25 protein-coding genes are annotated in these 26,777 nt (G+C 72.3%); 11 read left to right on the forward strand and 14 right to left on the reverse strand.

Features of this window, described 5'->3' with window-relative positions:
- Positions 1-7: 7 nt before the first annotated feature.
- The gene (locus MTR79_RS06245; protein WP_048459226.1) at positions 8-385 is read left to right on the forward strand and encodes a F0F1 ATP synthase subunit epsilon; all 378 of its coding nucleotides are present in this window, start codon (positions 8-10) and stop codon (positions 383-385) included.
- A gap of 128 nt (positions 386-513) precedes the next feature.
- Positions 514-960, forward strand: coding sequence for a DUF2550 domain-containing protein (locus tag MTR79_RS06250; protein ID WP_048459227.1), 447 nt, complete (start codon positions 514-516; stop codon positions 958-960).
- A 69-nt stretch (positions 961-1,029) separates the two neighbouring features.
- On the opposite strand, the gene MTR79_RS06255 is transcribed toward MTR79_RS06250, so the two are convergent.
- From MTR79_RS06255 to MTR79_RS06265, 3 genes are all read right to left on the reverse strand, one after another.
- On the reverse strand, positions 1,030-2,853 hold the full coding sequence (locus tag MTR79_RS06255) for a glycoside hydrolase family 18 chitinase (RefSeq protein ID WP_244789508.1): 1,824 nt from the start codon (positions 2,851-2,853) through the stop codon (positions 1,030-1,032).
- 141 nt (positions 2,854-2,994) lie between these two features.
- Positions 2,995-3,636, reverse strand: coding sequence for a response regulator transcription factor (locus tag MTR79_RS06260; protein ID WP_048459229.1), 642 nt, complete (start codon positions 3,634-3,636; stop codon positions 2,995-2,997).
- Complete coding sequence (locus MTR79_RS06265) at positions 3,636-4,826, reverse strand: histidine kinase (protein ID WP_163041172.1); 1,191 nt, start codon at positions 4,824-4,826, stop codon at positions 3,636-3,638. The genes MTR79_RS06260 and MTR79_RS06265 overlap by 1 nt, the downstream gene beginning before the upstream one ends.
- A 153-nt stretch (positions 4,827-4,979) precedes the next feature.
- On the opposite strand from MTR79_RS06265, the gene MTR79_RS06270 reads away from it, so the two are divergent.
- Both MTR79_RS06270 and MTR79_RS06275 read left to right on the forward strand, forming a co-directional pair.
- Entirely contained in the window at positions 4,980-5,564 is a 585-nt protein-coding gene (locus MTR79_RS06270; RefSeq protein ID WP_189364171.1) for a hypothetical protein, read from the forward strand.
- Positions 5,561-5,743, forward strand: coding sequence for a DUF5708 family protein (locus MTR79_RS06275; RefSeq protein WP_244789509.1), 183 nt, complete (start codon positions 5,561-5,563; stop codon positions 5,741-5,743). The genes MTR79_RS06270 and MTR79_RS06275 overlap by 4 nt, the downstream gene beginning before the upstream one ends.
- A 96-nt stretch (positions 5,744-5,839) precedes the next feature.
- Here the strand turns inward: MTR79_RS06275 and MTR79_RS06280 are convergent, their stop codons facing one another.
- Both MTR79_RS06280 and MTR79_RS06285 read right to left on the reverse strand, forming a co-directional pair.
- Positions 5,840-6,412, reverse strand: coding sequence for a cob(I)yrinic acid a,c-diamide adenosyltransferase (locus MTR79_RS06280; protein ID WP_086700748.1), 573 nt, complete (start codon positions 6,410-6,412; stop codon positions 5,840-5,842).
- Positions 6,413-6,463: 51 nt separating this feature from the next.
- Positions 6,464-7,129: a 1,4-alpha-glucan branching protein gene (locus MTR79_RS06285; protein WP_244789510.1), complete on the reverse strand. Its 666-nt coding sequence runs from the start codon at positions 7,127-7,129 to the stop codon at positions 6,464-6,466.
- Positions 7,130-7,417: 288 nt separating this feature from the next.
- On the opposite strand from MTR79_RS06285, the gene MTR79_RS06290 reads away from it, so the two are divergent.
- From MTR79_RS06290 to MTR79_RS06300, 3 genes are all read left to right on the forward strand, one after another.
- Positions 7,418-8,266, forward strand: a complete 849-nt coding sequence (locus MTR79_RS06290; RefSeq protein ID WP_086700751.1) for a 3-hydroxyacyl-CoA dehydrogenase family protein — start codon at positions 7,418-7,420, stop codon at positions 8,264-8,266.
- A gap of 153 nt (positions 8,267-8,419) precedes the next feature.
- Positions 8,420-8,743, forward strand: a complete 324-nt coding sequence (locus MTR79_RS06295; RefSeq protein ID WP_019524073.1) for an STAS domain-containing protein — start codon at positions 8,420-8,422, stop codon at positions 8,741-8,743.
- A gap of 261 nt (positions 8,744-9,004) precedes the next feature.
- Complete coding sequence (locus MTR79_RS06300) at positions 9,005-11,524, forward strand: ATP-binding protein (protein WP_244789511.1); 2,520 nt, start codon at positions 9,005-9,007, stop codon at positions 11,522-11,524.
- Positions 11,525-11,615: 91 nt separating this feature from the next.
- Here the strand turns inward: MTR79_RS06300 and nucS are convergent, their stop codons facing one another.
- Positions 11,616-12,287, reverse strand: a complete 672-nt coding sequence (gene nucS, locus MTR79_RS06305) for an endonuclease NucS (RefSeq protein ID WP_048459237.1) — start codon at positions 12,285-12,287, stop codon at positions 11,616-11,618.
- A 288-nt stretch (positions 12,288-12,575) separates the two neighbouring features.
- Between nucS and MTR79_RS06310 the strand changes: the two genes are divergently transcribed.
- Entirely contained in the window at positions 12,576-12,968 is a 393-nt protein-coding gene (locus tag MTR79_RS06310; RefSeq protein WP_033275506.1) for an SCO5389 family protein, read from the forward strand.
- A gap of 83 nt (positions 12,969-13,051) precedes the next feature.
- Here MTR79_RS06310 and MTR79_RS06315 read toward each other — a convergent pair whose 3' ends face one another.
- The gene (locus MTR79_RS06315) at positions 13,052-14,080 is read right to left on the reverse strand and encodes an LLM class flavin-dependent oxidoreductase (protein WP_122213601.1); all 1,029 of its coding nucleotides are present in this window, start codon (positions 14,078-14,080) and stop codon (positions 13,052-13,054) included.
- A gap of 241 nt (positions 14,081-14,321) precedes the next feature.
- On the opposite strand from MTR79_RS06315, the gene MTR79_RS06320 reads away from it, so the two are divergent.
- Entirely contained in the window at positions 14,322-14,654 is a 333-nt protein-coding gene (locus tag MTR79_RS06320; RefSeq protein ID WP_048459239.1) for a hypothetical protein, read from the forward strand.
- A gap of 25 nt (positions 14,655-14,679) precedes the next feature.
- Here the strand turns inward: MTR79_RS06320 and MTR79_RS06325 are convergent, their stop codons facing one another.
- The 7 genes from MTR79_RS06325 to mce all read right to left on the reverse strand — a co-directional run bounded on the left by MTR79_RS06325 (position 14,680) and on the right by mce (position 24,372).
- On the reverse strand, positions 14,680-15,573 hold the full coding sequence (locus tag MTR79_RS06325) for an ABC transporter permease subunit (RefSeq protein ID WP_048459240.1): 894 nt from the start codon (positions 15,571-15,573) through the stop codon (positions 14,680-14,682).
- The gene (locus tag MTR79_RS06330) at positions 15,570-16,769 is read right to left on the reverse strand and encodes an ABC transporter ATP-binding protein (RefSeq protein WP_189364166.1); all 1,200 of its coding nucleotides are present in this window, start codon (positions 16,767-16,769) and stop codon (positions 15,570-15,572) included. Before MTR79_RS06330 ends, MTR79_RS06325 begins: the two co-directional genes overlap by 4 nt.
- A 132-nt stretch (positions 16,770-16,901) precedes the next feature.
- The gene (locus MTR79_RS06335; protein ID WP_175449541.1) at positions 16,902-17,675 is read right to left on the reverse strand and encodes an ABC transporter permease; all 774 of its coding nucleotides are present in this window, start codon (positions 17,673-17,675) and stop codon (positions 16,902-16,904) included.
- 2 nt (positions 17,676-17,677) lie between these two features.
- Positions 17,678-18,646: an ABC transporter ATP-binding protein gene (locus MTR79_RS06340; protein ID WP_189364165.1), complete on the reverse strand. Its 969-nt coding sequence runs from the start codon at positions 18,644-18,646 to the stop codon at positions 17,678-17,680.
- Between the two features lie 88 nt (positions 18,647-18,734).
- Positions 18,735-19,673 (reverse strand): cellulose-binding protein, encoded by a 939-nt coding sequence (locus MTR79_RS06345; protein WP_048459244.1) that lies wholly within the window; start codon positions 19,671-19,673, stop codon positions 18,735-18,737.
- Positions 19,674-19,856: 183 nt separating this feature from the next.
- Positions 19,857-23,705 (reverse strand): polarized growth protein Scy, encoded by a 3,849-nt coding sequence (scy, locus tag MTR79_RS06350; RefSeq protein ID WP_244789512.1) that lies wholly within the window; start codon positions 23,703-23,705, stop codon positions 19,857-19,859.
- A 226-nt stretch (positions 23,706-23,931) separates the two neighbouring features.
- Positions 23,932-24,372, reverse strand: coding sequence for a methylmalonyl-CoA epimerase (mce, locus tag MTR79_RS06355; protein WP_031023179.1), 441 nt, complete (start codon positions 24,370-24,372; stop codon positions 23,932-23,934).
- A gap of 147 nt (positions 24,373-24,519) precedes the next feature.
- Between mce and MTR79_RS06360 the strand changes: the two genes are divergently transcribed.
- Together MTR79_RS06360 and meaB are read left to right on the forward strand one after the other, a co-directional pair.
- A complete protein-coding gene (locus MTR79_RS06360) occupies positions 24,520-25,743 on the forward strand; it encodes an acetyl-CoA C-acetyltransferase (RefSeq protein ID WP_086705033.1) in 1,224 nt (407 codons plus the stop codon).
- A gap of 40 nt (positions 25,744-25,783) precedes the next feature.
- The gene (gene meaB, locus MTR79_RS06365) at positions 25,784-26,755 is read left to right on the forward strand and encodes a methylmalonyl Co-A mutase-associated GTPase MeaB (RefSeq protein ID WP_199205085.1); all 972 of its coding nucleotides are present in this window, start codon (positions 25,784-25,786) and stop codon (positions 26,753-26,755) included.
- Positions 26,756-26,777 lie beyond the last annotated feature (22 nt).

Consider the following 26,777-nt stretch of genomic DNA (forward strand, 5'->3'; position numbering starts at 1 on the left):
AGCCACCTTGGCTGCTGAGCTGCACGTCGCGCTGGTCGCGGCCGACCGAGAGGTCTGGTCCGGCGAGGCCACCCTGGTCGTCGCGCGCACCACGTCCGGCGACATCGGCGTCATGCCCGGTCACCAGCCGCTGCTCGGTGTGCTGGAGTCGGGCCCGGTGACCATCCGCACGCCCGAGGGCGGGACGGTCGTCGCCGCGGTGCACGGCGGATTCATCTCGTTCGCGGACGACAAGCTGTCGTTGCTGGCCGAGGTCGCCGAGCTGTCGGACGAGATCGACGTCCAGCGCGTGGAGCAGGAGCTCGCCCGCGCGAAGGCGGAGGACGACGCCGAGGCCCAGCGTGCCGCGGACGTCCGTCTGCGGGCGGCGACGGCGGGGCGCTGATTTCGGCGCGGTGAGATGACGTCACTCAGCCGCGGCCGGCACCGGAGCGATCCGGAGCCGGTCGCGGCTGAGGCAGATCTGGATGATTTTTCCGTTCCGTTACCTAGGAGACGAGGAGGTCGGTGCCGATGGTCCTCGCTCTGACTGTGTGCGGAATCGTCGTGGCCCTCGTGGTGGTGGCGCTCTTCGTCTTCGGCCTGCGGCGCCGGCTCATCCAGCGGTCGGGCGGCACCTTCGACTGCAGCCTGCGCTGGGACGCGCCCGAGAAGGGCGACGTCGGCGGCAAGGGCTGGGCGTACGGGGTGGCACGCTACAACGGCGACCGGGTCGAGTGGTTCCGGGTCTTCTCCTACGCCCCGCGTCCGCGCCGCGTGCTGGAGCGCTCCGCGATCGAGGTGGCCGGCCGCCGCGTCCCGGAGGGCGAGGAGGAGCTGGCGCTGCTGTCCGACGCGGTGATCCTCGCCTGTCTCCACCGGGGCACGCGTCTGGAGCTCGCGATGAGCGAGGACGCGCTGACCGGTTTCCTCGCCTGGCTGGAGGCGGCGCCTCCCGGGCAGAGGGTGAACGTCGCCTGATCACCCGCTGAAGCACATCGCCCCTCCTCCCGGCAGGGAGGAGGGGCGATGTGCTTCAGCGGGTGCGCGTTACTTCAGTCCGGCGTCGACGGCGGAGGCCAGCTCACCGTTCGCGGTGTCGCCGCTGAACTCCCAGTAGAAGGCGCCGCCCAGGCCCTGGGACTTCGCCCACGCCATCTTGGAGTTGATGGTGGCGGGGGTGTCGTAGGACCACCAGTTGCTGCCGCAGTGGGCGTACGCGGTGCCGGCGATCGTGCCGGTGGCCGGGCAGCTGTTCTTGAGGACCTTGTAGTCCTCGATGCCCGCCTCGTAGGTGCCGGGCGCGGCGCCCGTCGCGGTGCCGCCGGGGGCGGACTGGGTGACACCGGTCCAGCCGCGGCCGTAGAAGCCGATGCCGAGCAGCAGCTTCTTGGACGGGACGCCCTTGGCCTTCAGCTTGGCGATGGCGTCGGCCGAGTTGAAGCCGGCCTGCGGGATGCCCGGGTACGACGTCAGCGGCGAGTGCGGGGCCGTCGGCCCCTGCGCGTTGAAGGCGCCGAAGTAGTCGTAGGTCATCACGTTGTACCAGTCGAGGTACTGGGCGGCGCCGCCGTAGTCGGCCGCGTCGATCTTGCCGCCGTTGGAGCCGTCCGCCGTGATGGCCGCGGTGACCAGGTAGTTTTGGCCGAACTCGGCGCGCAGCGCCTGCATCAGGGTGCGGAAGGCCGCCGGACCGCTGTTGTCGCAGGTGAGACCGCAGGCGTTCGGGTACTCCCAGTCGATGTCGATGCCGTCGAAGACGTCGGCCCAGCGCGGGTCCTCCACGACCTGCTTGCAGGAGCGGGCGAAGGCGGCGGCGTTCTGCGCGGCCTGGCCGAAGCCGCCGGAGTAGGTCCAGCCGCCGAAGGAGTACAGCACCTTGATGTGCGGGTACTTGGCCTTCAGCTGGCGCAGCTGGTTGAAGTTGCCGCGCAGCGGCTGGTCCCAGGTGTCGGCCTGTCCGCTGACGGACTGGTCGGCGGTGTACGCCTTGTCGTAGGCGGCGTAGGTGTCGTCGACGGTGCACTGACCGTTCTTGACGTTGCCGAAGGCGTAGTTGATGTGAGTGATCTTCGAGGCGGTGCCCGAGGTCACCAGGTTCTTGACGTGGTAGTTGCGGCCGTAGACGCCCCACTCGGTGAAGTAGCCGAGCTTGACCTTGTCGCCGGTGGGCGGCTCGGTGGTGCCTCCGGTGGTGCGCACCGCGCGGGCGCCGCCGACCGGGCCGAGCTGGTCGGCGGTGTCGCGTGCCTGGACGGTGTACGAGTAGTCGGTGCCGGCGGTGAGCCCGGTGTCCGTGTACGAGGTGGCGGTCACGGTGGCGACCTTGGCGCCGTCGCGCAGCACGTCGTAGTTCTTGACGCCCTTGTCGTCGGTGGCCGCGCTCCAGGACAGCTTCACCGAGGTGTTGGTGACGTCCGAGGCGCTGGGGGTGCCGGGGGCGCTCGGCGGGTTGTCACCGGGGTTGGTCGAGCCGCCGTCGCAGCTGCCGCCGTTGAGCTTGCAGTTGGCGGGGGAGCCGGAGCCGGCGCCGTTGAAGCCGAAGCTGACGGAGGCGCCGGGGGCGAGGGTGCCGTTCCAGGCCTTGTTCTTCGCGGTCCAGTGGGTGCCGGAGGAGGTGACGTCGGCGTCCCAGGCGGAGGTGACCGAGGTGCCGGCGGGGAAGTCCCACTCGACGGTCCAGGAGCTGAGGCTGGTGGTGCCGGTGTTCTTGACGGTCCACTTGCCCTCGAAGCCGGAGCCCCACTCCTGGGTCTTGACGTAGGTCGCGGTCGCCGACGTCGCCGCCTGGGCGGGGTTCGCGAGGCCGACGAGGCCGGCGAAGGGGAGCACGAGGGTCGCGATTCCGGCCGCGACTCTGTGTCTGAAGCGCATGCCGCGCCTCCTTCTGGGGGATGGGGGCACGACTGAGCCTTCGTGCCCACGGTGCGGCGAGAATAGAAAGGTCTGGACCACGGGTCAATAGGTCTGGACCACTGTGCGCAACTCTTTCGCTTCTAAACCTTCACGACGCCTTCAGATGCCCAATTCCTGGGCCAGCACCGCCGCTTGCACCCGGCTGCGCAGCTCCAGCTTCGCCAGCAGCCGGCTGACGTGCGTCTTCACCGTGGCCTCGGCCATGTCCAGGCGCTCCGCGACAGCGGCATTGGACAGCCCTTCCCCGAGGCACGACAGCACCTCCCGCTCCCGCCGGGTGAGTGCGTCCAGCACCGACGGGTCCGCCGTCACCGGCCGGGCGGGCTTCGAGGCGAACTCGGCGATCAGCCGCCGCGTCACCGCCGGGGCGACGATCCCCTCCCCGCCCGCCACCGTGCGCACCGCAGCGATCAGGTCCTTCGCCTCGGTGTTCTTCAGCAGGAACCCGGCCGCCCCGGCCCGCAGCGCCCCGAACACGTACTCGTCCAGGTCGAAGGTGGTCAGCACCAGCACGTCCGCGAGGTTCTCCCCGACCACCTTCCGGGTCGCCGACACCCCGTCCAGGCGCGGCATCTGCACGTCCATCAGCACCACGTCCGGGCGCAGTTCCCGGGCGAGCGCCACCGCCTGCTCGCCGTCGGCCGCCTCGCCCACCACCTCGACGTCCGGCGCGCTGCGCAGGATCAGCACCAGCCCCGCGCGGACGGCGGACTGGTCCTCGGCGACCAGGACCCGGATCATCACATTTCTCCTTGCTCGACGTCGGTGACCGGAAGGGTGGCACGCACCACCCAGAGCGTGCCCTCGGGGCCGCCCTCCGGGCCCGCCCCGAAGGAACCGTCCAGCAGGGCCGCCCGCTCCCGCATCCCGACCAGACCGGCGCCCGAGCCCGGCGCTCGAGGGCCGTCACGGTCGCCGTAGGGGCTGGTCACACGGATCTCCAGGGCGTCGGGCGAGCGGTGCAGGGACACGCTCACCCGGCCGGGAGCGGCGTGCTTGAGCGCGTTGGTCAGCGACTCCTGCACGATCCGGTACGCGGCCAGCTCGACCGGCGCGGGCACGGCACCCGGCTCGGCGTCCAGGGCGACGTCGAGGCCGTTGGCGCGGGCGTTGTCGGCCAGCCCGCCGAGCCCGTCGAGGGTCGGGGTGGCGGCAGGCTCCCGGTCGTCGGCTCCGTCGCGCAGGATGCCGATGAGCCGTCGCATTTCGGACAGACCTTGGACGCTGTTCTCCCGGATCACCGCGAGCGCGTCCTTCGAGGTCGCCGGGTCGTCCAGGGACAGGGCGGCGGTGGAGTGGATGGCGATCGCGGAGAGGTGGTTGGCGACCAGGTCGTGCAACTCCCGCGCCATCCGCGAGCGTTCCGCGGTGACCGCCTGGACCCGGTCCATCTCCGCCAGCAGCGCGGTCTGTTCGGCCTGAAGACGGGCGGCGACGGCCGCGTCCCGGTGGTTGCGCACGATCAGACCGGTCGACGCCGGCGCGAAAGTCACCGCGCCGACCACCAGACCGATCAGCAGCGCCTCGGGCACCCGGTACACGGCGTACGGCACCAGCATCCCGGCCAGTGTGAGCACCCCGGTGATCCACGGCAGCCGGCGGGCGGTCGCGGGGGAGCCGTAGACCACGGCGGCGTACATCAGGTCGGTGTACATCACGATCGTGGCGATGCTGCCCTGCGTCATGACGTCCGCGGCCAGCGCCAGCGTGCCGACCGCCAGCGCCGTGCGCGGGGCGGTGCGCCGCAGCAGCTCGCAGCACGCCGTGACGCCGAGCGGCACCAGCAGCGCCCACCGGCCGCCGAACAGCACGATCGGGTCGCTGTCCGGCCGCACGCCCAGCCCGAACCCCCACAGCAGCAGCCCGCCCGCGAGGCCGGCGAGCGCGACGGACACGTCGAAGCGGGGCGGGCGGAAGGGTCGTACGGCCATGGATCCCATCCAACACGGTGCGCGCGGCGTGCGCCTGATCCCCGAGGCCGGTCCTGGACTGCATCTTTCGATGTACCGCGGACTCGTCGGCGACGACGACGCGCCGAGCCGGGGCGCACGGAAGCCTGGAAGGGTGACCGAGAGGAGCGAACCGTGATCGTCGCCTTGATCATCGCCTGCGAGATCGGGTTCTGGGTGCTGCTGGCGGCCGGCCTGGCCTTCCGCTACCTGCTGCGGATGCCGCGCACCGGCCTGGCGCTGCTGCTGTGCGAGCCGGTGCTGGAGGTGGTGCTGCTCGTCGCCACCGCGTGGGACCTGAAGAACGGCGCCGAGCCGGACTGGACCCACGGGCTCGCCGCGCTCTACATCGGCTACACCGTCGGCCACGGCCACCGCACGGTGAAGTGGCTCGACGGGCACGCGGCGCACCGCCTGGACGGACGCCCGCTGATCCGGCCGCCGCGCTACGGCCCGGCCCGCGCCCGGCACGAGACCAAGGTCTGGCTGGGCACCCTGATCGCCGCCGCCGTGGCGACCGCGCTGCTCCAGCTCGCCATCTGGTACGTGGGCGACCCGAGCCGGGTCACCTCCCTGGAGTCCTGGCGGTCCACCGCCTGGCGGGCGGCCGGCATCCACGGCCTGATCACCCTCACCTACTGGCTGTGGCCCAAGAAGGCCCCGAGGGACGGCGCCGGTGCCGAGCCGGGCGCCGCCGACCGCGAGCGGGTGGGCCGGTGAGGCGGGCGGCCGAGCACTGCGCCACGGGCGCGGGCACGGTACTCGGGGGCCTCGCCCTGTGGCGCTGGACCCAGGAGGTGGAGCTGCCGGTGATGTCGCTGCCCAAGACGGGCGTCGTGCTCATGCTCCTCGGTGGCGCGGAGATCCTGCTGGGCCTGTACCGGGTCGTGCGCCGGTAGAACCTGTCCGGCGGATCACGTCGGGGGAAGGACGCGGCGCCGTGCGACCCAGGTGACCCCGCGTCTCCGGCATGATCCGCCGGACAGGCCCTGGGCTCAGCGCTCGCCGCCCGGCACCCACAGGACGTCGCCGGTCTCCTTGTTGGCGATGCGGGCCAGGATGAAGAGCAGGTCCGACAGGCGGTTCAGGTACGTCGCGGTGAGGGGGTTCATCGTCTCGCCGTGCGCGTCCAGAGCCGCCCACGTCGAGCGCTCCGCCCGGCGCACCACCGTGCACGCCTGGTGCAGCAGGGCCGCGCCAGGCGTGCCGCCCGGCAGGATGAAGGAGCGCAGCTTCTCCAGCTGCTCGTTGAAGCGGTCGCAGTCCTCCTCCAGCCGGTCGACGTAGAACTGCTCGACCCGCAGCGGCGGGTACTTCGGGTCCTCCACCACCGGGGTCGACAGGTCGGCGCCCACGTCGAACAGGTCGTTCTGCACGCGTGTGAGGACCGCGACCACCTCGTCCGGAAGAGCGCCCAGGGCGAGCGCCGTGCCGATCACCGCGTTGGCCTCGTTGGCGTCCGCGTAGGCGGAGATCCGCAGATCGGTCTTGGCGACCCGGCTCATGTCCCCGAGGTGGGTGGTGCCCTTGTCGCCGGTCCGCGTGTAGATGCGTGTCAGATTGACCATGAGGTCAGCCTAGTGACGCACCGGCGACACGGGGCTCCCGTGTGCGCACTGTCACGGTGCGGGCGACGGCGTCAGCAGCAGCACCAGCAGGCCCTGCACCCGGGTCCCGTCCGGCGCGTCCCACGCCCCGGTGACATGGCCCGCCGTGCCCGGCTCGGCCTGCGGGGCGCCGTCCGGGGCGGGGTGCGGGGTGCGCAGCACGCGCAGCACCGTGCCGTCCGGCGCGGTCAGCTCGGTGTGCTCCTCGGTGTCCTCGACCGCCGGGAACTCCGCCGGCACCGGGCCCTCGCCCGCCAGGGCGCGGCTCACCTCACGGTCGGGCGTGTGGCTCACGCTCTGCGCCTGCGGCTCCGCCCGGCCCTCGACCAGCGCCGCCAACTCCGCGACTGCCACCGGGTCGTGGCAGGCGTCGTAGACCCAGCGGCGGCCCAGGACCCCGTGCTCGGCGGTGCCGACGAGGGCCGTGTCCGCCCCGTCGAGCGGCGCGGCGCGGTAGGTCAGCGGCACCAGGTAGTCGACCGGGGTGTCGCCCGACTCGTCCCGGACCACCATGAACTCGATGCCGACCTCGCCCTCGGGGTCGTCGAGCCGGAAGCCGCCCGCCTTGCTCAGCTTCGGCTCCTGGGGACCGCCGCGGTACCAGGGCCGGGTGGGCAGCCAGCCGGTCAGCAGCTCCAGCTTGGCCGGCTCGAGGGTGGTGCGGTGGATGACGGACATGCCGGGGGCTCTCCTTCGACGGGCGGACACACCGGCCCCCACCCTCGCACCGGCGGCGCTCCCGCGCGACGGCTTTCCGCCGGACCACCGGCCCGCCCGGCCGTACCGGGCCTAGGGACGGCGGGCGCCCGCGACCTGACGCTCCGTCGGCTCTCGCCGCGTCTGCCGCCGGTGTGATGTCCGTCATGTGAGACGTGACGCGCGTTACTTACCGGTCACAGGGCTCCCCGCGAACGCTAATGTCCGCTCCTGGAGAACATGGACAGCGCGTATCAGGGGAGTCGCACAGTGGCACGCAAGCTCGCCGTCATCGGGGCCGGTCTCATGGGGTCCGGCATCGCCCAGGTCTCCGCTCAGGCGGGCTGGGACGTCGTCCTGCGCGACGTCACCGACGAGGCGCTGACGCGGGGCACGGACGGGATCAAGGCGTCGTACGACAAGTTCGTCGCCAAGGGGAAGCTCGAGGCGAAGGACGCCGAGGCCGCCCTCGGCCGGATCAGCACGACCACCGATCTCGACGCCTGCGCGGACGCGGACGTCGTCGTCGAGGCCGTCTTCGAGAAGCTCGAGGTCAAGCACGAGATCTTCCGCACGCTCGACAAGCTCGTACGCGAGGACACCGTCCTCGCCTCCAACACCTCCGCCATCCCGATCACCAAGATCGCGGCCGTGACGGAGCGCCCCGAGCGGGTCGTCGGCACGCACTTCTTCTCACCGGTGCCGATGATGCAGCTCTGCGAGCTGGTCCGCGGCTACAAGACCAGCGACGAAACCCTCGCCAAGGCGCGGGAGTTCGCCGAGTCCGTCGGCAAGACCTGCATCGTCGTCAACCGCGACGTCGCCGGCTTCGTCACCACCCGCCTCATCTGCGCCCTCGTCGTCGAGGCCGCCAAGCTGTACGAGTCGGGCGTGGCCAGCGCCGAGGACATCGACCTCGCCTGCAAGCTGGGCTTCGGCCACGCCATGGGCCCGCTGGCCACCGCCGACCTCACCGGCGTGGACATCCTGCTCCACGCCACGAGCAACATCTACACGGAGTCGCAGGACGAGAAGTTCGCGGCACCCGAGCTGATGCGCCGGATGGTTGACGCCGGTGACATCGGGCGCAAGAGCGGGCAGGGCTTCTACGAGCACTGAGACCGCGCACACCCCGGCGTGCATCACACGCCGGGGTGAATTCGGTATCGGTTCGCTCACAGCCAGCAACCTCCGCGGCCGTCACGCAGTCAGAGGTTGCAACACCGGCCGTCAGGACACCGCGGAGCACACCACGCATCACGGGGAGCGCATATGCACATCAGGGGCGACCACGCCGAGCTGGTCGTCGGGGGCCGCCTCGACGTCCGCAGCGCGGCGGACGCCCGTACGGTCCTGCACTCGGCCGTCGACGACGGAGTCGGCGACCTGGTGCTGGACCTGTCCGAACTGGACTCCTGGGACGCCACCGGACTCGGGGTGATCATGGGGGCCCACCGACGGGCCGGCCGCTGCGGCCGGCGCCTGGTGCTGCGCGACGTGCCGCCGCAGATGCAGCGCCTGTTGGTGGCCACCCGGCTGCACCGCATCCTGGCGATCGAGGGGGGCATCGGGGTGGACACGCTGCCCCGCGTGTAAGGGCGTACGGGTGCACGACGGACGAGCCGGAGAAGCCGGGCCCAGGCCCGCGAACCCCGGGCCGCGCGCACAATCCTCACGAGACCGTGACCAGTCGGACGCCCTGGCACCCCGGACTGTCGTGGATACTGACCGAAGGTTTAGGGTTCGGCTGCCCGCTGCCTTGCAACCCTCGAGCGGGCCCGGACCAGAAGCGACAGCGCGGTGTGCAGCGAGGCCGGGGAGGGCTTCAGCCACGACGCTTTTGGGGGGCTAGGACCTATGGACCCGAACCACACGGGACCCGAGGAGTACGGCCACGGCGGCGACACGCCGCGCCAGCGCCCTCCCAGGGAATCCCTCACCTCCGACCTCGGACAGCACACGCCCGTGCCCGCCCGCACGGTGCAGCTCGTCTCCGGGGACTTCCTGCTGACCGTCAACCCCGTCGACGGCAGCGAGATCGAGCCCTGCCCGCCGGCCGAGCGGCCCGCCCGCCCCGGCAGGCTCACCGAGTCCGAACGCGCCGAGGTGGAGCGCGCAGCCGCCCCGCCCCTTCCCCCGGGCCCCGCGCAGCCCGCGCTGCCCCTGCTGGCCCGCCAGGACGAGCGGGAGTCGCTGGTGAGGCTGCTCGCCCGCGGCCGCTCCGTGCGTCTCGTCGGTCCCGGCGGCTCCGGCCGCACCCGGCTGCTCGACGTCGTCGCCGAGGACTGCGCCGACCTCGCGCCCGACGGTGTGGTCCGCCTCAACGGCCACCGCCGCACCGCCGACGACCTCGTGCACGACCTCTTCCACGCGGTCTTCGACGCGCCCCTGCACCGCCCCGACCGGGACGAACTGCTCGAGAGCGTCCGCGAGATCGGCGCCGTCGTCGTCCTGGACGACCTGGAGTTCGGCGGGGCCGCCCTCGACGAGCTGCTGGACGCCACCCCCGAGTGCGCCTTCCTGTTCGCCGCCACCCCGGACGTGGCCGACCCCTCCGCCGACGCCGGCGTCGAGGACGTCGAGCTGTCCGGCCTCGACCGCGCGGCCGGCCTCGACCTGCTCGGGCACGCCGTCGGCCGCACCCTCACCGACGAGGAGGCCACCTGGGCGGGCGACCTGTGGTTCGAGTCCGAGGGCCTGCCGCTGCGCTTCGTCCAGGCGGGCGCCCTGCTGCGACAGCGCGACCGGCTGCGGGCCGGCACCAGCGCCGTCGACGAGTTCGGCGTCTTCGAGGACGTACGGCCCGACGAGGCGCCCTACGACCCAGCCGACGGCGACGAGGTCCCGCTGCCCTCCCTCGGCGAGGCCGCCGCGCCCGCCCCGCTGCTCGCCTCCCGGCTCAGCGCCTCCGCCCGCGCCACCCTGCGCTTCGCCGTCGCGCTCGGCGGGGAGGTGCCGCACCAGGCGCACCTGCCCGCCCTGGTGGGCGACACCCACGCCGACGCCGCCCTCGGCGAACTGGTCTCCTGCGGGCTGGTCTCCCCGGTCGGCGCCCGCTACCGGCTCGCCGCGGGCGTCCCCGCCCAGCTGGAGGCCGCCGGGTACACCGACGACGCCGACGCCCGCATCCGCGAGGCCGCGCAGCACTACGCCTGGTGGACCGGGCACCCCTCGGTCACCCCGGAGCGCGTCTGCGCCGAGTCCGACGCGATCCTCGCCGCGCTCACCGCACTGTCGCCGCTCGCCGCCGGCCCCGCCGACGAGCCCAGTACGGCCGTGCGTCTGGCCCGCACCGCCGCTCCCGCCTTCGCCGCCGGGCTGCACTGGAGCGCCTGGGAGCGGGCGCTCAGGGCCGGCGCGGAGGCCGCCCGCATCGCCGGGGACGTGGGTGAACAGGCCTACTTCCACCACGAGCTGGGCATCCACGCGCTGTGCGCGGGACAGCTCGACCGGGCGCGCGCCGAACTGGAGGCCTCCATCGGCCTGCGCGGCGCCCTCGCCGACAAGCGCGGCACGGTCGCGGGCCGCAGGGCGCTGGCGCTCGTCGCCGACCGTTCCGGCGTCCCGCTCGCCATCGCGCCCACCGCGGCGGAGGAGGTGCCCGAGGCGCACGTCGAGGAGTCGGCGTCCCCGCCCCGCGGGGTGCCGATGGCCTTCCCCGACCTCCAGCCGCCCGCCGACACCGGGCTGGTCGTCCCCGGCGTCGTGCCGCCCGCGACGGTCCCGCAGCGGACCAAGGACGGCGTCCCGGGCGGCCTCAAGGGGCTCGCCAAGCGGAACCTGGTCGCGGCGGGGGCGGGCGCGCTGCTCGTCGCCGTCCTCGGCACCGTCGTCACCCTCGGCGCCACGTCCGGCAACGACCCCGCGTCGCCCTCGGAGAACGTCGGCGTCAACCCGTCCGCCAGCCAGGGCCTGGACGACGGCAGCCTCGACGCGGACCCGGCGGCCGGCAACAAGGGCGACACGGGGAAGGCCACCAGCCGACCCACCGACCCCGGTCCCGACGGCACGCTCGGCACCGCGGACGACCCGACACCGACGGCCACGGAGTCCGACGAGCCGTCGGACGACGACACCGGCAGCAAGGAGCCGGGCGAGCCGACGAAGTCGACCTCGCCGGACACCGAGCCGACCAAGTCGCCGAAGCCGCCCACCTCGAACTCGCCCGACCCGACGGAGACGGGCACCGAGGAGCCCACCGGTTCGCCGTCGTCCCCCGACACCGAGGAGCCCACGGAGGAGCCCACCCCGTCCGGCGAGCCGACCACCAGCGACTCCGCCAGCGGTCCCGCCTCCTCCGCCCCCATCGAGACCTCGGCGAGCGCGGACCAGAGCACCGACCCGGGCACGCCTGACGGTGACGAGACGATGATCTGACCCACCGGACGCACCTGGGGGCCGGGTTCCGCACGGAACCCGGCCCCCAGCCCTTGCGGGCGAGCATGCGCGTGCCGTCGTGGCGCGCCGCTCAGAACAGGCGCAGCTTGTCGTCCTCGATGCCGCGCAGGGCGTCGTAGTCGAGGATCTGGCAGCCGATGCCGCGGTCGGAGGCGAGCACCCGCGCCTGCGGCTTGATCTCCTGGGCGGCGAAGATGCCGCGCACCGGAGCGAGATGCGGGTCGCGGTTGAGCAGTTCGAGATAGCGGGTGAGCTGCTCCACGCCGTCGATCTCGCCGCGCCGCTTGATCTCCACGGCGACGGTCTGCCCGTCGGCGTCCCGGCACAGGATGTCGACCGGCCCGATCGCCGTCATGTACTCACGGCGGATCAGGGTGTAGCCCTCGCCGAGGGTCTCGATGCGGTCGGCGAGCAGCTCCTGAAGGTGCGCTTCCACGCCGTCCTTGATCAGGCCGGGATCGACGCCGAGTTCGTGCGACGAGTCGTGGAGGACCTCCTCCATCGTGATGATGAGCTTCTCGCCCGCCTTGTTGACGACGGTCCAGACGCCCTCCTCTTCGCCGGCGCCCTCCTTCAGGGTGCACGGCGGCGACATCCAGTTGAGGGGCTTGTAGGCCCGGTCGTCGGCATGGATCGAGACGCTGCCGTCCGCCTTGACCAGGATCAGACGAGGTGCGGACGGCAGGTGCGCGGTGAGCCGCCCGGCGTAGTCCACGGAGCAGCGGGCAATGACGAGACGCATGGTCGGCAACGCTACTCGACCGGCCGGGGTGGACGCGATCCGCCCTCACAGGCGCCCCTCGAAGCCCATGAGGCGCGTCCTGTATCTCCTGGAAAACGCGTGTTCCGCGATGGCCGATTCCCGGCCTACAGGAAGTTCCGCATCCACCCGTTCTCCTGGTGCGGTCACCGTCCCGTGCTTACGGTATTGAACGGGAGGTCGCGAACTGTGTACGCAGCGTGCCCGTTTTCGCGCACTCCCTTATCTGTCAGGCAACCCCCGAGTGCTGGGGGTGCGAGAGGAGAACCCATGTCGCTCGACGTCTCACCGGCCCTACTCGAACAGGCCGAGCGAGGCGAGGTCGACGAAGCTGCCTTCGTCGACTGCGTCCGGACCTCCCTGCCCTACGCGTGGGAGATGATCAGCTCCCTGGTGGCCCAGCTGAAGGTGGACGGCGGTACCTTCGCCGACAACCAGACGCCCCCGCCGGACGAGCAGGCACGCGGTCAGCTGCTGCGTGCGCTCGCGAGTGACGCGATACGCGGCGCGCTGCAACGGCACTTCGGTGTTCGGCTGGCCTTCCAGAACTGCCACCGAGTGGCCGTGTTCCCGCTTGACTCCTCGGTCGACGAGACGCTGGCCCGCTTCACCTCGGTGCGCAGCCAACTGCTCAACCAGTCGCCGGAACTGCGCGACTGCTGACGCTCCATCGATAGCTTGCCGCTCCGTACGCGGGAGGTGCAGTCTGTACCGGGGCGGCAAGCATCCCTGGACGTCCCGACCGGTCAGGTGAGTTGGGGGAGGACCTCGGCCCCCAGCCGCCGTACGTTCTCCTCCGTCGCAGCCAGGTCGCCGGAGCCCTCGACGAGCAGCGCGAAACGTGAGATGCCGGTCCGCTCGCTGGTCGCGGCGAGCCGGTCGGCGCACAGCCGCGGGGTGCCCACCGGGTGCAGCCCGCACAGCAGCTCGGTGTAGGCCAGCGGGTCGCGCATACCGCGCTCACGGCCGTCGACCGTCACATGCGCGTCCAGTCCCTGCTTGAGCCAGCCCGGCATGGCCTTCAGCAGGGTCTCGGCCGCGTCCGGGCGACGGTCCGCGATCTGGCAGACTCCGGCCGAGACATGGGCCGCGCCCTCGACCTCGGCGGAGGTGCGGCCACTGGCCCGCGCGTGGCGCCGCCACAGGGCGACCATCTCGGCCTTCTCCTCGTCGCCGACGTGCATGCCCAGCAGCATCGGCAATCCGCGCTCGGCGGCCAGCCGTACGCTCGCGGGGGAGGTGCAGGCGACCACGACCTCCGGGCCCTCGGCCTCGGTGAGCGCTTCCGAGGGGCGGGGGACGACGGGCACCTCGCGGAACCGGTACCGCTCGCCGTCGGCTCCCACGGACGGCTCGCGCAGCCAGCGCAGCAGCAGGTCGAGCGCCTCCGGGAACCCCTTCTCGTACGCCTCCAGACCGGCCCCGAAGACCTCCAGGTCGACCCACGGGCCGCCGCGGCCGAGGCCCAGCGAGAACCGTCCGCCGCTGGCGACGTGCAGCAGGGCGGCCTGCTCGCCGAGCGCGACCGGGTGGGCGGTGGGCAGCACACTGACCGCCGTGCCCACGCGCAGCCGCCGGGTGCGGCCCAGCAGCATGGCCGCCAGGGTGACGGCGGACGGGCAGGTGCCGTAGGGCACGAAGTGGTGCTCGGCCAGCCAGACCGTGTCGAGCCCCGACTCCTCGGCCACTTCGGCGGAGCGGACCGCGCGGTGCAGCGCTTCCCCTTCGCCCTGCCCGGGGAACCGGGCGGCCAACACGAAACTTCCAACGCGCATTGCTCTTCCTGCTTCCTTGGCTCCGACGCGGAGCTCCCCCGCAGGGCATAACCCCCCGACACGTGCCGAGGACACGGCCGGGTGAGCGATTTTGCGGATTGTCTGCAGAATGGGCCGCTCTCACGGGGCCGCCGCGCGCCACGGAGTGACTTGTGACGATTGGCGGCGTACGCGTACCCCGGTCCGCGGCGGCTAGGCTGGACGCGGTCCGTGCATCCTGTATAGCCCCGTGAGGTGTCCTGTGTCCCCGCGTCGCAACCGACCCAAGGGAGCCGGTTCGTCCGGCCGGAGCGCCGAGGACGACCGCTCCGGGAGGTACGGCGGCTGGCAGTCCACGGAGTCCTGGCAGGACGAGAACTGGAGCGTGCGGCACGTGGCGGGCAGCAGCGCCCGCGGCAAGTCCTACCGGTGCCCGGGCTGCGACCAGTTGATCCCGGACGGGGTGCCGCACGTGGTGGCCTGGCCCGAGCACTCCGGCGTCGACGAGCGCAGGCACTGGCACAAGGCCTGCTGGAACGCGAAGGACCGCCGCACCACGCGGGTGCAGCGGTCCCGTAACGCGCCGAGGTTCTGACGGACCTCCCGGTCTTCGGACGTCCCTAGACGTCCCGCTTCCGCAGCAGGGCGAACGCGGCGCCGAGCGCGGCGCCCGCGGCGACCAGCATGATCCACAGCGGGTCCCAGCCCGACGGGCCCGACTCCGACAGGGAGTTGGCGTAGAAGATGCTCATCTGGTTCGGGATGGAGTACTCGAACAGCGCCTGCTGCACGTCCGACAGCGACGGCGAGAACATGAACAGCGCGATCACCAGCGGGGCGAGGACCAACGCGATCATGATCGTGATGGCGCCCGCCGAGTGCCGCACGATCGACCCGACCGCCAGCGACAGGGTGCCGAGCAGCGCCAGGTAGAGCGAGACGCCGACCGTGCCCTTCAGCCATTCCCCGCCGGTCGGCTCCGAGGCGTTGTACCCCTCCAGCAGCGACACGTGCAGCAGGCCCACGACCGACGCGCACACCAGGGTCACCACGAAGGCGACCAGGAAGAACACCAGGGCCTTGGCCGCGAGCACCCGGCCGCGGCTGGGACAGGCGACCATCGTCGTGCGGATCATGCCCGTGCCGTACTCGGAGGCGGTGGTCAGCACGCCGAGCGTGATGAGGCACATCGAGCCGAGCAGCAGCCCGAAGAAGCCCAGGGACAGCGGGCTCTCGCCGCCCAGGTCGGGGTCGGCGTTGGCGATCACCAGACCGGTGAGCAGGCCGATCCCGACCACGAGCGCGACGAGGACGCCCAGCGTCCACATGGTCGAGCGCACCGACCTGATCTTCGTCCACTCGGAGGCGAGCGCGTGCCCGAGGTGGGTGCGCACCACCGGGATGGGCGACGTGTAGGTGGGGTACGCCGGGGCGGGGGCGGAGGGCGCGGCACCGGGGGCGGCCGGCCACTCGGCTGCGGCACTCTGCGGCATCGGGGGCTGGGGCGTGCTCATCGGGCGTCCTCGGACTTGGTCGGCTCGGCGGAGGGGGCGGACTGGGGAGCGCTCTGCGGCGCCTGCGGAGGCTGCGCGTACGGGTTCGCCGCCGGGGCGGCCGCGGGGGCCGGGGGAGCGCCGTAGGGGCCCGCGGGAGCGGCCTGCGGCGGGGCGAAGGGCTGCCCGCCCTGCTGGGGCGGCGGCGGGGCGTACCAGCCGGGCTGGCCCTGGCCCGGCACCGGCATCGGCGGCTGCGTGCCCGGCGGCAGCTGCTGCTGGAGCCCTTCCTTCTGGTCGACGGTCGAGCGGTAGTCGACGGCGCCCTGCGTCATCCGCATGTACGCCTCCTCCAGGGACGCCTGGTGCGGCGACAGCTCCCACAGCCGTACGTCGTGATCGTGGGCGAGGTCGCTGATCCGGGGCAGCGGCAGTCCCGTCACCCGCAGCGCGCCGTCCTGCTCGGGCAGCACATGGCCGCCGGCCTCGGTGATCGCCGCCGACAGCTTCTCGCGCTGCTGCGGCTCGCTGTCGGGCGTGCGCACCCGCGCGAAGTCGGCGGAGTTGTGGGAGATGAAGTCCCGCACGCTCATGTCCGCCATGAGCTGGCCGCGCCCGATCACGATGAGGTGGTCGGCGGTCAGCGCCATCTCGCTCATCAGGTGGGAGGAGACGAAGACCGTACGGCCCTCGGCCGCCAGCGCCTTCATCAGGTTGCGCACCCACAGGATGCCCTCGGGGTCGAGGCCGTTGACCGGCTCGTCGAACAGCAGCACCTGGGGGTCGCCCAGCAGCGCGGCGGCGATGCCCAGGCGCTGGCCCATGCCGAGGGAGAAGCCCTTGGACCGCCGGCCCGCCACCTCGTGCAGGCCCACCACGCCCAGCACCTCGTCCACCCGGCGGGCCGGGATGCCCGACAGCTGGGCCAGGCTGAGCAGGTGGTTCCGGGCGGACCGGCCGCCGTGCACCGCCTTGGCGTCCAGCAGCGCACCCACCTGCCGAGGAGCGTTGGGCAGCTTGTCGTACGGGTGGCCGCAGATCGTCACATGGCCCGCCGTGGGGTTGTCCAGACCGAGGATCATCCGCATCGTCGTCGACTTGCCCGAGCCGTTGGGGCCCAGGAAGCCGGTGACGGCGCCGGGACGCACCTGGAAGGAAAGGTTGTACACAGCGGTCTTGTCGCCGTACCGCTTGGTCAGGCCGACTGCCTCGATCATGCTCCGCACCCATCGAAAGGTTCAGGACAGCGGGGCATACGCCCCCCGTAAGGGTTAGGAGCTTATCGGGGCGCTGACGGTTCCGCTCAAGGGTGCATCACGGGCGGACCGGAACCGTTCCCGAACGGTCGTTCACTGCGCGTCACGCCGCTTCAGCAGCACGTAGCCGCCGGCGACCGCCGCGATCACCCACAGCGCCATGATGCCGAGCCCGCCCCAGGGGCCGTACGGGGTGTCGTCGTCCACCGGGGTGACCACCCGCATGATCCTGCTGCCCGCCTGGTCGGGCAGGAACCGGCCGACCTTCTCGGTGGCGCTGACGTTGCCGAGGATGTTGGAGATCAGGAAGAAGAACGGCATCAGGATGCCCAGCGAGAGCATGGGGGAGCGCAGCATCGCGGCCACGCCCATCGAGAACAGCGCGATCAGCGTCATGTAGAGCCCGCCGCCGACCACCGCGCGCAGCACCCCGTCATCCCCGATGGACGCCCTGAGGTCGCCGAGCATCAGCTGGCCGAGGAAGAACGTGGCGAAGCTGGTCGCCATCCCGACCACGAACGCCAGCGCGGTGGCCACCGCGAGCTTGCTGAACAGGAAGACGCCCCGCTTGGGCACGGCCGCCAGCGAGGCCCGGATCATCCCGGTGCTGTACTCGTTCGACACCACCAGCACCCCGAACACGATCATCGCGAGCTGGCCCAGGCTGGTCCCGGCGAAGCTGATGAACGTCGGGTCGAAGGAGAGCTGCTCCCGCTCGCCGAGGTTGTCGAACTCGTTCTTCGAGAGCGCCGAGATCAGCATGCCGAGCGCGATGGTGACGACCACCGCGGTCGACAGCGTCCACACGGTCGACGCCACCGACCGGATCTTGGTCCACTCCGACCGTACGACCTGTCCCGTCGCCATGCTCAGCCCTTCCTCCAGCTCTCGCCCCACTGCTGCTGTTGCTGTTGCTGCGGGGGCAGGGGGGCGCCGGTGTGCGCGTGGTACTCCACCGACTCCGCCGTCAGCTGCATGAAGGCCTCCTCCAGGGACGCCTGCTGGGGGCTCAGCTCGTGCAGCACCACCCCGTCGCGGGCGGCCAGCTCGCCGATCGCCTCCGCGGGCGTCCCGTCCACCTCCAGCGTTCCGTCCGCGCCGTCCACGGCGGTGACGCCCGCCCGGTGCAGCGCGTCCAGCAGTGCCTCCCGCTGCGGGGTGCGCACCCGGACGTAGGAGCGGGAGTTGCGCCGGATGAACTCCGCCATCGAGGTGTCGGCGAGCAGCCGGCCCTGCCCGATGACGACGAGGTGGTCCGCCGTCAGGGCCATCTCGCTCATCAGGTGGGAGGAGACGAACACCGTGCGCCCCTGCTCGGCCAGCGACTTCATCAGCGTGCGGATCCAGTGGATGCCCTCGGGGTCGAGGCCGTTCACCGGCTCGTCGAACATCAGGATCCGCGGGTCGCCGAGCAGCGCGGCGGCGATGCCGAGCCGCTGCCCCATGCCGAGCGAGAACCCCTTGGCCTTCTTCCGTGCCACCGCCGTCAGACCGACCTCGTCCAGCACCTCCCGCACCCGCCGTTCGGGGATGCCGTTGCTCTGCGCGAGCCACAGCAGATGGTTGTAGGCGCTGCGCCCCGGGTGCACGCCCTTGGCCTCCAGCAGGGCGCCGATGTCCGTCAGCGGGTCCTTCAGCCGGTCGTAGTGCGTGCCGTCGACGCGTACGTCCCCGGCCGTGGGGTGGTCGAGCCCCAGGATCATCCGCATGGTGGTCGACTTGCCGGCGCCGTTCGGGCCGAGGAAGCCCGTGACGATGCCCGGGCGGACGGTGAAGGTCAGGTTGTCCACCGCGACCTTCTCGCCGTACCGCTTGGTCAGCCCCTCCAGCTCGATCATGCGGCCACGCTAGAACGGGGCGAAGCCCTCTGCCACCGCAGTGGCAGAGGGCTTCGCCCTGGGTCCGTTCGCCGGTGCTCCGGTGGAGTTACCGGGACTGCTGCGCCGGGACGCCGCGGGAGACGGGCTCGTCCTCGGTGGCGGGCGCGCCGGTGGCGGCGACCGCGGCACCCGTGAGGGTCGCCAGCATCTCGCGGACGTTGGTCAGCTGGGCGTTGATGGAGTCGCGGCGGTTGGTCAGCGCCGCCAGCTCGCGCTCGGACTCCGAACGGATCCGATCGGCCTTGGCGTTGGCGTCGGCCACGATGTCCTCGGCCTGGCGCTGGGCGGTCTCCACCGTCTGGCGGGCCCGGCGCTCGGCGTCGGTGCGCAGCTTCTCGGCCTCCAGGCGGAGCTGCTCCGCGCGGTGCTCGATCTCCGCGAGGCGCTTCTCGGCCTTGGCCTGACGCGAGGCCAGGTCGCGCTCGGACTGCTCGCGACGCTTCGCCAGGTTCGTCTCGAAGTCCGCGGCGGCCTGGGCGGCCTTGGCGCGGGTCTCCTCGAAGAGGGCGTCCGCCTCCTCGCGCTTGGACTGGGCGTCCTTCTGCGCGTCGGAGCGGAGCTGGGCGGCCTCGCCCTGGGCCTTCTCGACGATCCGGGCGCCTTCGTCCTCAGCCTTGGCCTTGCGCTCGGCGGCGTAGGACTCGGCGTCGTTGCGCACCTGCTGGGCGGCCGACTCGGCGAGCTCGCGGTGCTGCTCCGCGGCGCGCCGGGCCTCCTCGCGCAGGTCCTTGGCCTCCTCCTCGGCGAGACGGAGGATCTTCTCCACCCGCGCGCCGAGACCCGCGTACGACGGCTCGGCGTCGTTGATCTGGGCCTGGGCGTTCTGCGTCTCGAGGTGGAGCTCTTCGATGCGCTTTTCCAGAGCGGTGATGCGGGCGAGAGCGCTGTCACGGTCGGAGACGAGCTTGGAGATACGTTCGTCCACCTGAGCGCGGTCGTACCCACGCCGCACAAGCTCGAAGCCGTAGGGGGAAGTGTCGCTCATGGGGTTCCTGTCGAATGAGACCGGTGAGGTGATAGGTGGAATCCTAGGGGCCGAAGCGCTGTGTCATCGAGCGGATGCACGTTTGATACGGAAGATGACACCCCTTTTGAGTGGCTCGCCGCCGGAAGCCTTGCCAAAGCCATGGTCAAAGCCCTCACCGTACAAGGGATTTAGCCCGGTTTGCTAGTTCTCGGCTGACTTGCCACCCGTACGGGTAGCGCCGGCCGCGGCCCCCGCCTTGACGCCGTTGTCCTTGCCGCCCGCCGGGGCCTCGAAGGACTCCAGGGCCTCCAGGACGTCCTGGACGCGCGAGATCTCCGCGTTGATGTCCTCGCGGCGCCGGACGAGGACCTCCAGCTCGCGCTTGCCCTCCTCGACGGTGCGCCGTGCCTCGCGCACCGCCTCGGCCTTCAGCTCCTCGGCCTCCTTCACGAGCGTGGCCTTCTTCTGCTCCGCCTCCTTCAGAAGGCCCTCGGCCTTCTTCACGGCGGCGATGCGCACCTTGCCCGCCTCGGAGTTGGCCTCGGAGACGAGCTCCTTCGCCTTGGCCTCCGCCTTGGCAAGCTGCTCCTCCGCGGCCTTGATCAGCGCGTCGCAGCGGTCGCCGGCGGACTTCATGGTCTCGGCGGCCTCGCGCCGGGCCCGCTCGTGCAGCTCCTCGATCTCGGTGGTGATGCGGTCGCGCAGCTCCTCCGCGCGCTCCCGGATCTGCGTCGCGTCCCGGCGCGCGCCGACCAGCAGCTCGTCGGCGTCCGTACGGGCCTTCTCCACCAGGGAGTTGCCCTCGACCCGCGCCTCGGACACCAGCCGCTCGGCCTCGCTGCGGGCCGCGCCCACCATGGTGTCCGCCTGCGACTCGGCGTCGGCCGTGGTCTTCAGCGCCTGCTGCTGCGCCTCCGTGAGCAGCTTGTCCGCCTCGGCGGTGGTCTCCGTGATGAGGGTGTCGACCTGCTCGGCCGCCTCCGAACGCCGCTTGTTGGCCTCCTTGCGGGCGTCGTCCAGCGTCCGCTCGGCCTCCTCGCGCGCGGAGGACACCAGCCGCTCCGCCTCCGACTCCGCGTCCGCCTTGACCCGCTCGGCCTCGTGCCGCAGCCGCTCCGCCCGCTGCTGGGCGGACCCCACGGTCTCGGCGGCCTCGGCGCGCAGCCGCTCCGCGTCGCCGGTGGCGTCCGCGATCAGCTTCTCCGCCTTGGCCACCGACTCCGAACGCACCCGCTCGGCCTCGGTGACCGTCTCGTCGGTGAGCCGCTCCGCCTCGCTGCGCGCCTCGGTGATGAGCGTGTCCGCCTGCGTCGCCGCGTCCGAACGGATCCGGTTGGCGTCCTCGCGGGCCTCCGCCCGGGTGCGCGCCGCGGCCTGCTCGGCCTCGGCGACCGTGTCGGACGCCTCGGTGCGCAGTCGCTGCGCGTGCTCGGAGACCTCGGCGCGGATCCGGTCCGCCTCCGTGATCGCCTCCGAAACCGTGCGGTCCGCCAGGGACTTGGCCTCCTCGGCCTCCCCCTGCGCCTCGCGCCGCATCCGGCCCGCGTCCTCGCTGGCCCGCTCCCGCTCCGCGTAGGCGTCGGCGCGGACCCGGTCCGCCTCCTCCTCGGCCTCGCGCCGGGTGCGCTCCGCCGCGTGCTCGGCGGCGCTGCGCAGCCCGGTGATCTCCTCCTGCGCCTGCTCGTGCAGCCCCGCGACGGAGTCCCGCACCTGCTGGGCGTGCTGTTCGGCCGCCGACACCATCTCCGTGGCGCGCCGGTCCGCCTCCTCGACCAGCCGTACGGCCTCGGTCTGCGCCTCCTCCACCCGGGTGCGCGCCGCCGCCAGCAGCTCCTCGCTCTGCTCGCGGGCCCGCCGGCGCTCCTCGTCGGCCTCCTCGCGGGCCGCCCCGAGGAGTTCCTCCGCCTCCCGGCGCCGCCGCGCGGCCTCCTCCTGCGCCGCCGCCAGCGTCTCGGACGCCTCGGTGCCGATCCGCTCGGCGGCCGCCTGGGCCTCCGCGCGCATCCGGTCCGCGCTGTCCTGCGCCTCGGCCTTGAGCCGCTCCGCCTCGGCCGCGGCCTCCGACCGCAGCCGCACGGCGACGGCCTCGCCCTCCGCCCGGGACGCCGACGCGTCCGCGGCGGCCTCGTCGCGCAGCCGCTCGGCCTCCTGTTCGGCCTGCTGCCGGAGCGTACGGATCCGCTCGGCGGCCTCCGTGCGCAGCCGCTCGGCCTCCTCGGACGCCTCGCGGCGGATCCGGGCGGCCTCCTCGCGCGCGTCGCTCAACGCCTGCTCGGCCGAGGCGAGGCGCTCCTCGGCCTCCGTGTGCAGCCGGGTCAGCTCGTCGGCCGCCTCCGCGCGCCGCGCCTCGACGGCCCGCTCGGTCTCCTCGCGCAGCTCGCGCGCGGCCCGCTCGGCGTCCTCCTTGAGCGCGTCGGCCTGCTCCACGGCCTCCGCGCGGTGCCGCTCGGCCTCCTTGCGGGTGCGCTCCAGGGTCTCCTCGGCCTGCCGGCGCAGCGTCGTGGCGCGCTCGATGGCCTCGGTGCGGACCTTCTCGCTGTCCGTCTGCGCGGTGGACCGCAGTTCGTCCGCGTCCGCCTTGGCCTTGGCGAGCAGCTCCTCGGCGGATGTGGCCGCCTCCTCGATCTGCGCCACGGCCTCCTTACGGGCCTCCGCGCGGATCTTCTCGCCCTCGGCGACCGCGTCGGCGCGCAGCTGCTCGGCCTCGCCGCGCAGCCGGCGCGCCTCCTCCTGCAGCTCGACCGTCTTGGCGCGGTACTCCTTGGTGTCGTCCTTCGCCGCGCCCTTGAGCTCCTCGGCGATGTCGTGCGCCTCGGCGCGCAGGCGGTCCGCCTCGGCTTCCGCCTCGCGGCGGATCCGCTCGGCCTCCTCGGCGGCCGCCTTGGTGGTCCGCTTGGCCTCCTCGGAGGCCTTGTTGAGCACGTCCTCGGCGGTCTTGGCCGCCTTGGACAGCTGGGTGGCCGACTCCTCCGCGGTGAGCGTACGGGCCTTCTCCGCGGCCTCCGCGACGATCTTCTCGGCCTCGGCGCGGGCGTCGGCGACCAGCTGCTCGGCGTCCGCCTTGGTGGACTCGGCCTCCTTGGTGGCCTCGCTGACCAGCCGTGCCACCTGCTCCTTGGCGGTGCGTGTGCGGGTCTCGTTGGCGGCCTCGGCGGACGCCAGCGCCTTGGCGGCGGCCTCCTTCGCCTCGGCGAGCACCTTCTCGGCCTCGGAGCGCGCCTCGCGCAGCGCGCTCTCCGCCTCGGCCATCCGCTCCTCGGCGGCCCGGCTCATCTCCTGCGCCTGGCGGCGCGCCGACTCCGACTCGGTGACCGTCGAGGTGCGCAGCTGCTCGGCGTGTTCGGTGGCCTCCTGGGCCTGCGTCGACGCGGCGTTCAGCAGCCGCTCGGCGTCCGTGCGGGCGCGGCGCAGCAACTGCTCGGCCTCGCTGCGGGCCGCCTCCGCGTCGCTCTGCAGGCGGCGGCGGGCCTCGGCGGTCAGCCGCTCGGCCTCCTCGCGCGCGGCGGCCAGGGCCTGCTCCCGCTCGGCGCGGGTCTCCTCCATCAGGCGGCGGGCCTGCTCCTCGGTGCGGGCCCGCAGCTGCTCCGCCCACGCCACGTTCTCGTTGACGTGCGTCTCGACGGTCTGGCGGCGCTCCGCCAGCTCCTGGTCGAGCTGCTGGCGCCGGGTCACCGCCTCCTGGTGCAGCTCCGCCTGGAGGCGGGCGGCCTGCTCGGCGTGCTCCTGGAGGATGCGCTGGGTCTGGGCGCGGGCCTGGCTCAGCTCCCGCTCGGCGTCCGCGCGCAGCTGGTCGGCCTGCAGCTGCGCGTTGCGGAGCAACTGCTCGGCCTGGTAGCCGATGTCGCCGCCGTCGTAGGCGGGGCGGGACATGATGGTGCGCCGCGCCTCGTGCAGCTTGGCGCGCAGCACCTCGACCTGGTAGCCGAGGTCCTCGGCGTGCTGGATCGCCTTTTCCCGCTCGGTCTTCAGCCGCTTCATCTCGGCTTCGAACCGAGAGAGGTGGTCGACGTCAGCCGCCGGCTCTCGCTCCTGGCTCTCGTAGCCCCGCACTGCGCGGTCCCATCCGTCCCCTGGTCGCAAGTCTGGCCGAGCTCCGCCCATCCCGAACGGAGCCCCCGGGGAATGGTGTCAGATCATCGGCGGAGCATGGGCTGCTGCCCCGCGCTCGCCCCCCGCCACCCGGCCCCGGCGATCCCGTCGCCGAACACGACGGGACCCGGTCACCACGCTTCGAGCGGCGACCAGACCCAACCCTACCGGCCCTTATGTACGTGGGTCAGTGCTCGGACGACTCAACGGGCGCGGAAGTGACCAGTTCTGTCAGTACGCCGTGGCAGTCCTTCGGGTGCAGGAAGGTGATCCGTGACCCCATGGAACCGCGCCGGGGCTCTTCGTACAGAACGCGTACGCCCTTCTCCTTGATGTCGGCCGCCTCCGCGTCGACGTCCGCCGTACCGAAAGCGATGTGGTGGACGCCCTCGCCGTTCTTCGCGAGCCACTTGGCGACGGTGGAGTCCTCGCGGGTCGGCTCGAGGAGCTGCAGGTAGGAGGCCCCGCCGTCCGAGGTCTCGTTGATCTTGAGCATGGCCTCGCGCACGCCCTGCTCCTCGTTGACCTCCGAGTGGAAGACCTCGAAGCCGTAGGTGGAGCGGTAGAACTCCACGGTCTTGTCGAGGTCGAAGCAGGCGATCCCGATGTGGTCGATTCGCGTCAGCATGGATTCAGTGCAGCGCGCCCGGGGCGGTTACGCAACGTGCGCGCGATCACACCGAAAGGCCGATGACGGGGTCGCCCGCACGTCAGTACATTCGAAGTAAACCCTCGTTCACTCCTCGGCTGTGCAGCCGGAAGGGGACCGCAGCTCATGACTTCTGCATCTTCTGCATCATCCGCAACGAACGGCACGACGTCCGTCATCGTCGCGGGCGCCCGCACCCCGATGGGTCGGCTGCTCGGTTCGCTGAAGTCGTTCTCCGGAGCCGACCTCGGCGGCTTCGCGATCAAGGCCGCCCTCGACCGTGCGGGGATCGGCGGCGACCAGGTCCAGTACGTGATCATGGGGCAGGTGCTCCAGGCCGGGGCGGGGCAGATCCCGGCGCGCCAGGCGGCCGTGAAGGCCGGCATCCCGATGAACGTCCCGGCGCTCACCGTCAACAAGGTGTGCCTCTCCGGCCTCGACGCCATCGCGCTGGCCGACCAGCTCATCCGCGCGGGCGAGTTCGACGTGGTCGTGGCGGGCGGCCAGGAGTCCATGACCAACGCCCCCCACCTGCTGCCGAAATCCCGCGAGGGCTACAAGTACGGCGCGGTGCAGATGCTCGACGCGATGGCGCACGACGGCCTGACCGACTCCTTCGAGAACATCGCCATGGGCGAGTCGACCGAGAAGCACAACACCCGTCTCGGCATCGCCCGCCCGGAGCAGGACGAGATCGCCGCCCTGTCCCACCAGCGGGCCGCCGCCGCGCAGAAGAACGGCGTCTTCGAGGCCGAGATCACCCCGGTCGAGATCCCGCAGCGCAAGGGCGACCCGGTGCTCTTCAGCAAGGACGAGGGCATCCGCGGCGACACCACCGCCGAGTCCCTCGGCAAGCTGCGCCCCGCGTTCGCCAAGGACGGCACCATCACCGCCGGCTCCTCCTCGCAGATCTCGGACGGTGCGGCGGCCGTGGTCGTGATGAGCAAGGCCAAGGCGCAGGAGCTGGGCCTGGAGTGGATCGCCGAGATCGGCGCCCACGGCAACGTGGCCGGCCCCGACAACTCGCTCCAGTCGCAGCCGTCGAACGCCATCCGCCACGCTCTCAAGAAGGAGGGCATGGAGGTCTCCGACCTCGACCTGATCGAGATCAACGAGGCCTTCGCCGCGGTTGCCGTCCAGTCAATGAAGGACCTCGGCGTTTCCACCGAAAAGGTGAACGTCAACGGTGGCGCCATCGCCCTCGGTCACCCGATCGGGATGTCCGGCGCGCGGCTGGTGCTGCACCTGGCGCTGGAGCTGAAGCGGCGCGGCGGCGGTGTCGGCGCCGCGGCGCTCTGCGGTGGCGGCGGCCAGGGTGACGCGCTGATCGTGCGAGTACCCAAGGCCTGACCCGGTTGTTGCCGACTTCCCTTACGCGAACGGAGCTGTGATGCAGGACGTCTCCACTCTGGTGGCCCAGGCCAGAGAGGGCAGGCCACGGGCCGTGGCCCGGCTGATCTCCCTGGTGGAGGGGGCGTCACCGCAGCTCAGGGAGGTCATGGCGGCCCTCGCGCCGCTCGCGGGCAACGCCTACGTGGTCGGTCTCACCGGCTCCCCGGGCGTCGGCAAGTCGACGTCCACCTCGGCGCTGGTGACCGCGTACCGCAAACAGGGCAAGCGGGTCGGCGTCCTGGCCGTCGACCCGTCCTCCCCCTTCTCCGGGGGCGCCCTGCTCGGCGACCGCGTCCGGATGTCGGAGCACGCCTCCGACCCGGGCGTCTACATCCGCTCCATGGCCACCCGCGGCCACCTGGGCGGCCTCGCCTGGGCCGCGCCGCAGGCCATCCGCGTCCTGGACGCGGCCGGCTGCGACGTGATCCTCGTCGAGACGGTGGGCGTCGGCCAGTCGGAGGTGGAGATCGCCTCCCAGGCCGACACCTCCGTGGTTCTCCTCGCCCCCGGCATGGGCGACGGCATCCAGGCCGCCAAGGCCGGAATCCTGGAGATCGGCGACGTCTACGTGGTCAACAAGGCCGACCGCGACGGAGCGGACGCCACCGCCCGCGAGCTGAACCACATGCTGGGCCTCGGCGAGTCCCGCGGCCCCGGCGACTGGCGCCCCCCGATCGTCAAGACGGTCGCCGCCCGCCAGGAGGGCGTCGACGAGGTCGTCGAGGCGCTGGAGAAACACCGGGCGTGGATGGAGGAACGGGGCGTCCTCACGGAACGCCGCCGCGCCCGCGCGGCCCACGAGGTCGAGACGATCGCCGTCACGGCCCTGCGCCGGCGCATCGGAGACCTCCACGGCGACCGTCGCCTGGGCGCGCTCGCGGAGCGCATCGTCGCGGGTCAGCTTGACCCGTACCGGGCGGCGGACGAGCTGGTCGAGGGTCTGACCCAGGGTGGCTCGTCCGACGGCTGAGCACGGCGTTCTCGCCCCCGCC

It is taken from the genome of Streptomyces sp. BJ20, assembly GCF_022869105.1.
Classification (GTDB): domain Bacteria; phylum Actinomycetota; class Actinomycetes; order Streptomycetales; family Streptomycetaceae; genus Streptomyces; species Streptomyces griseoincarnatus.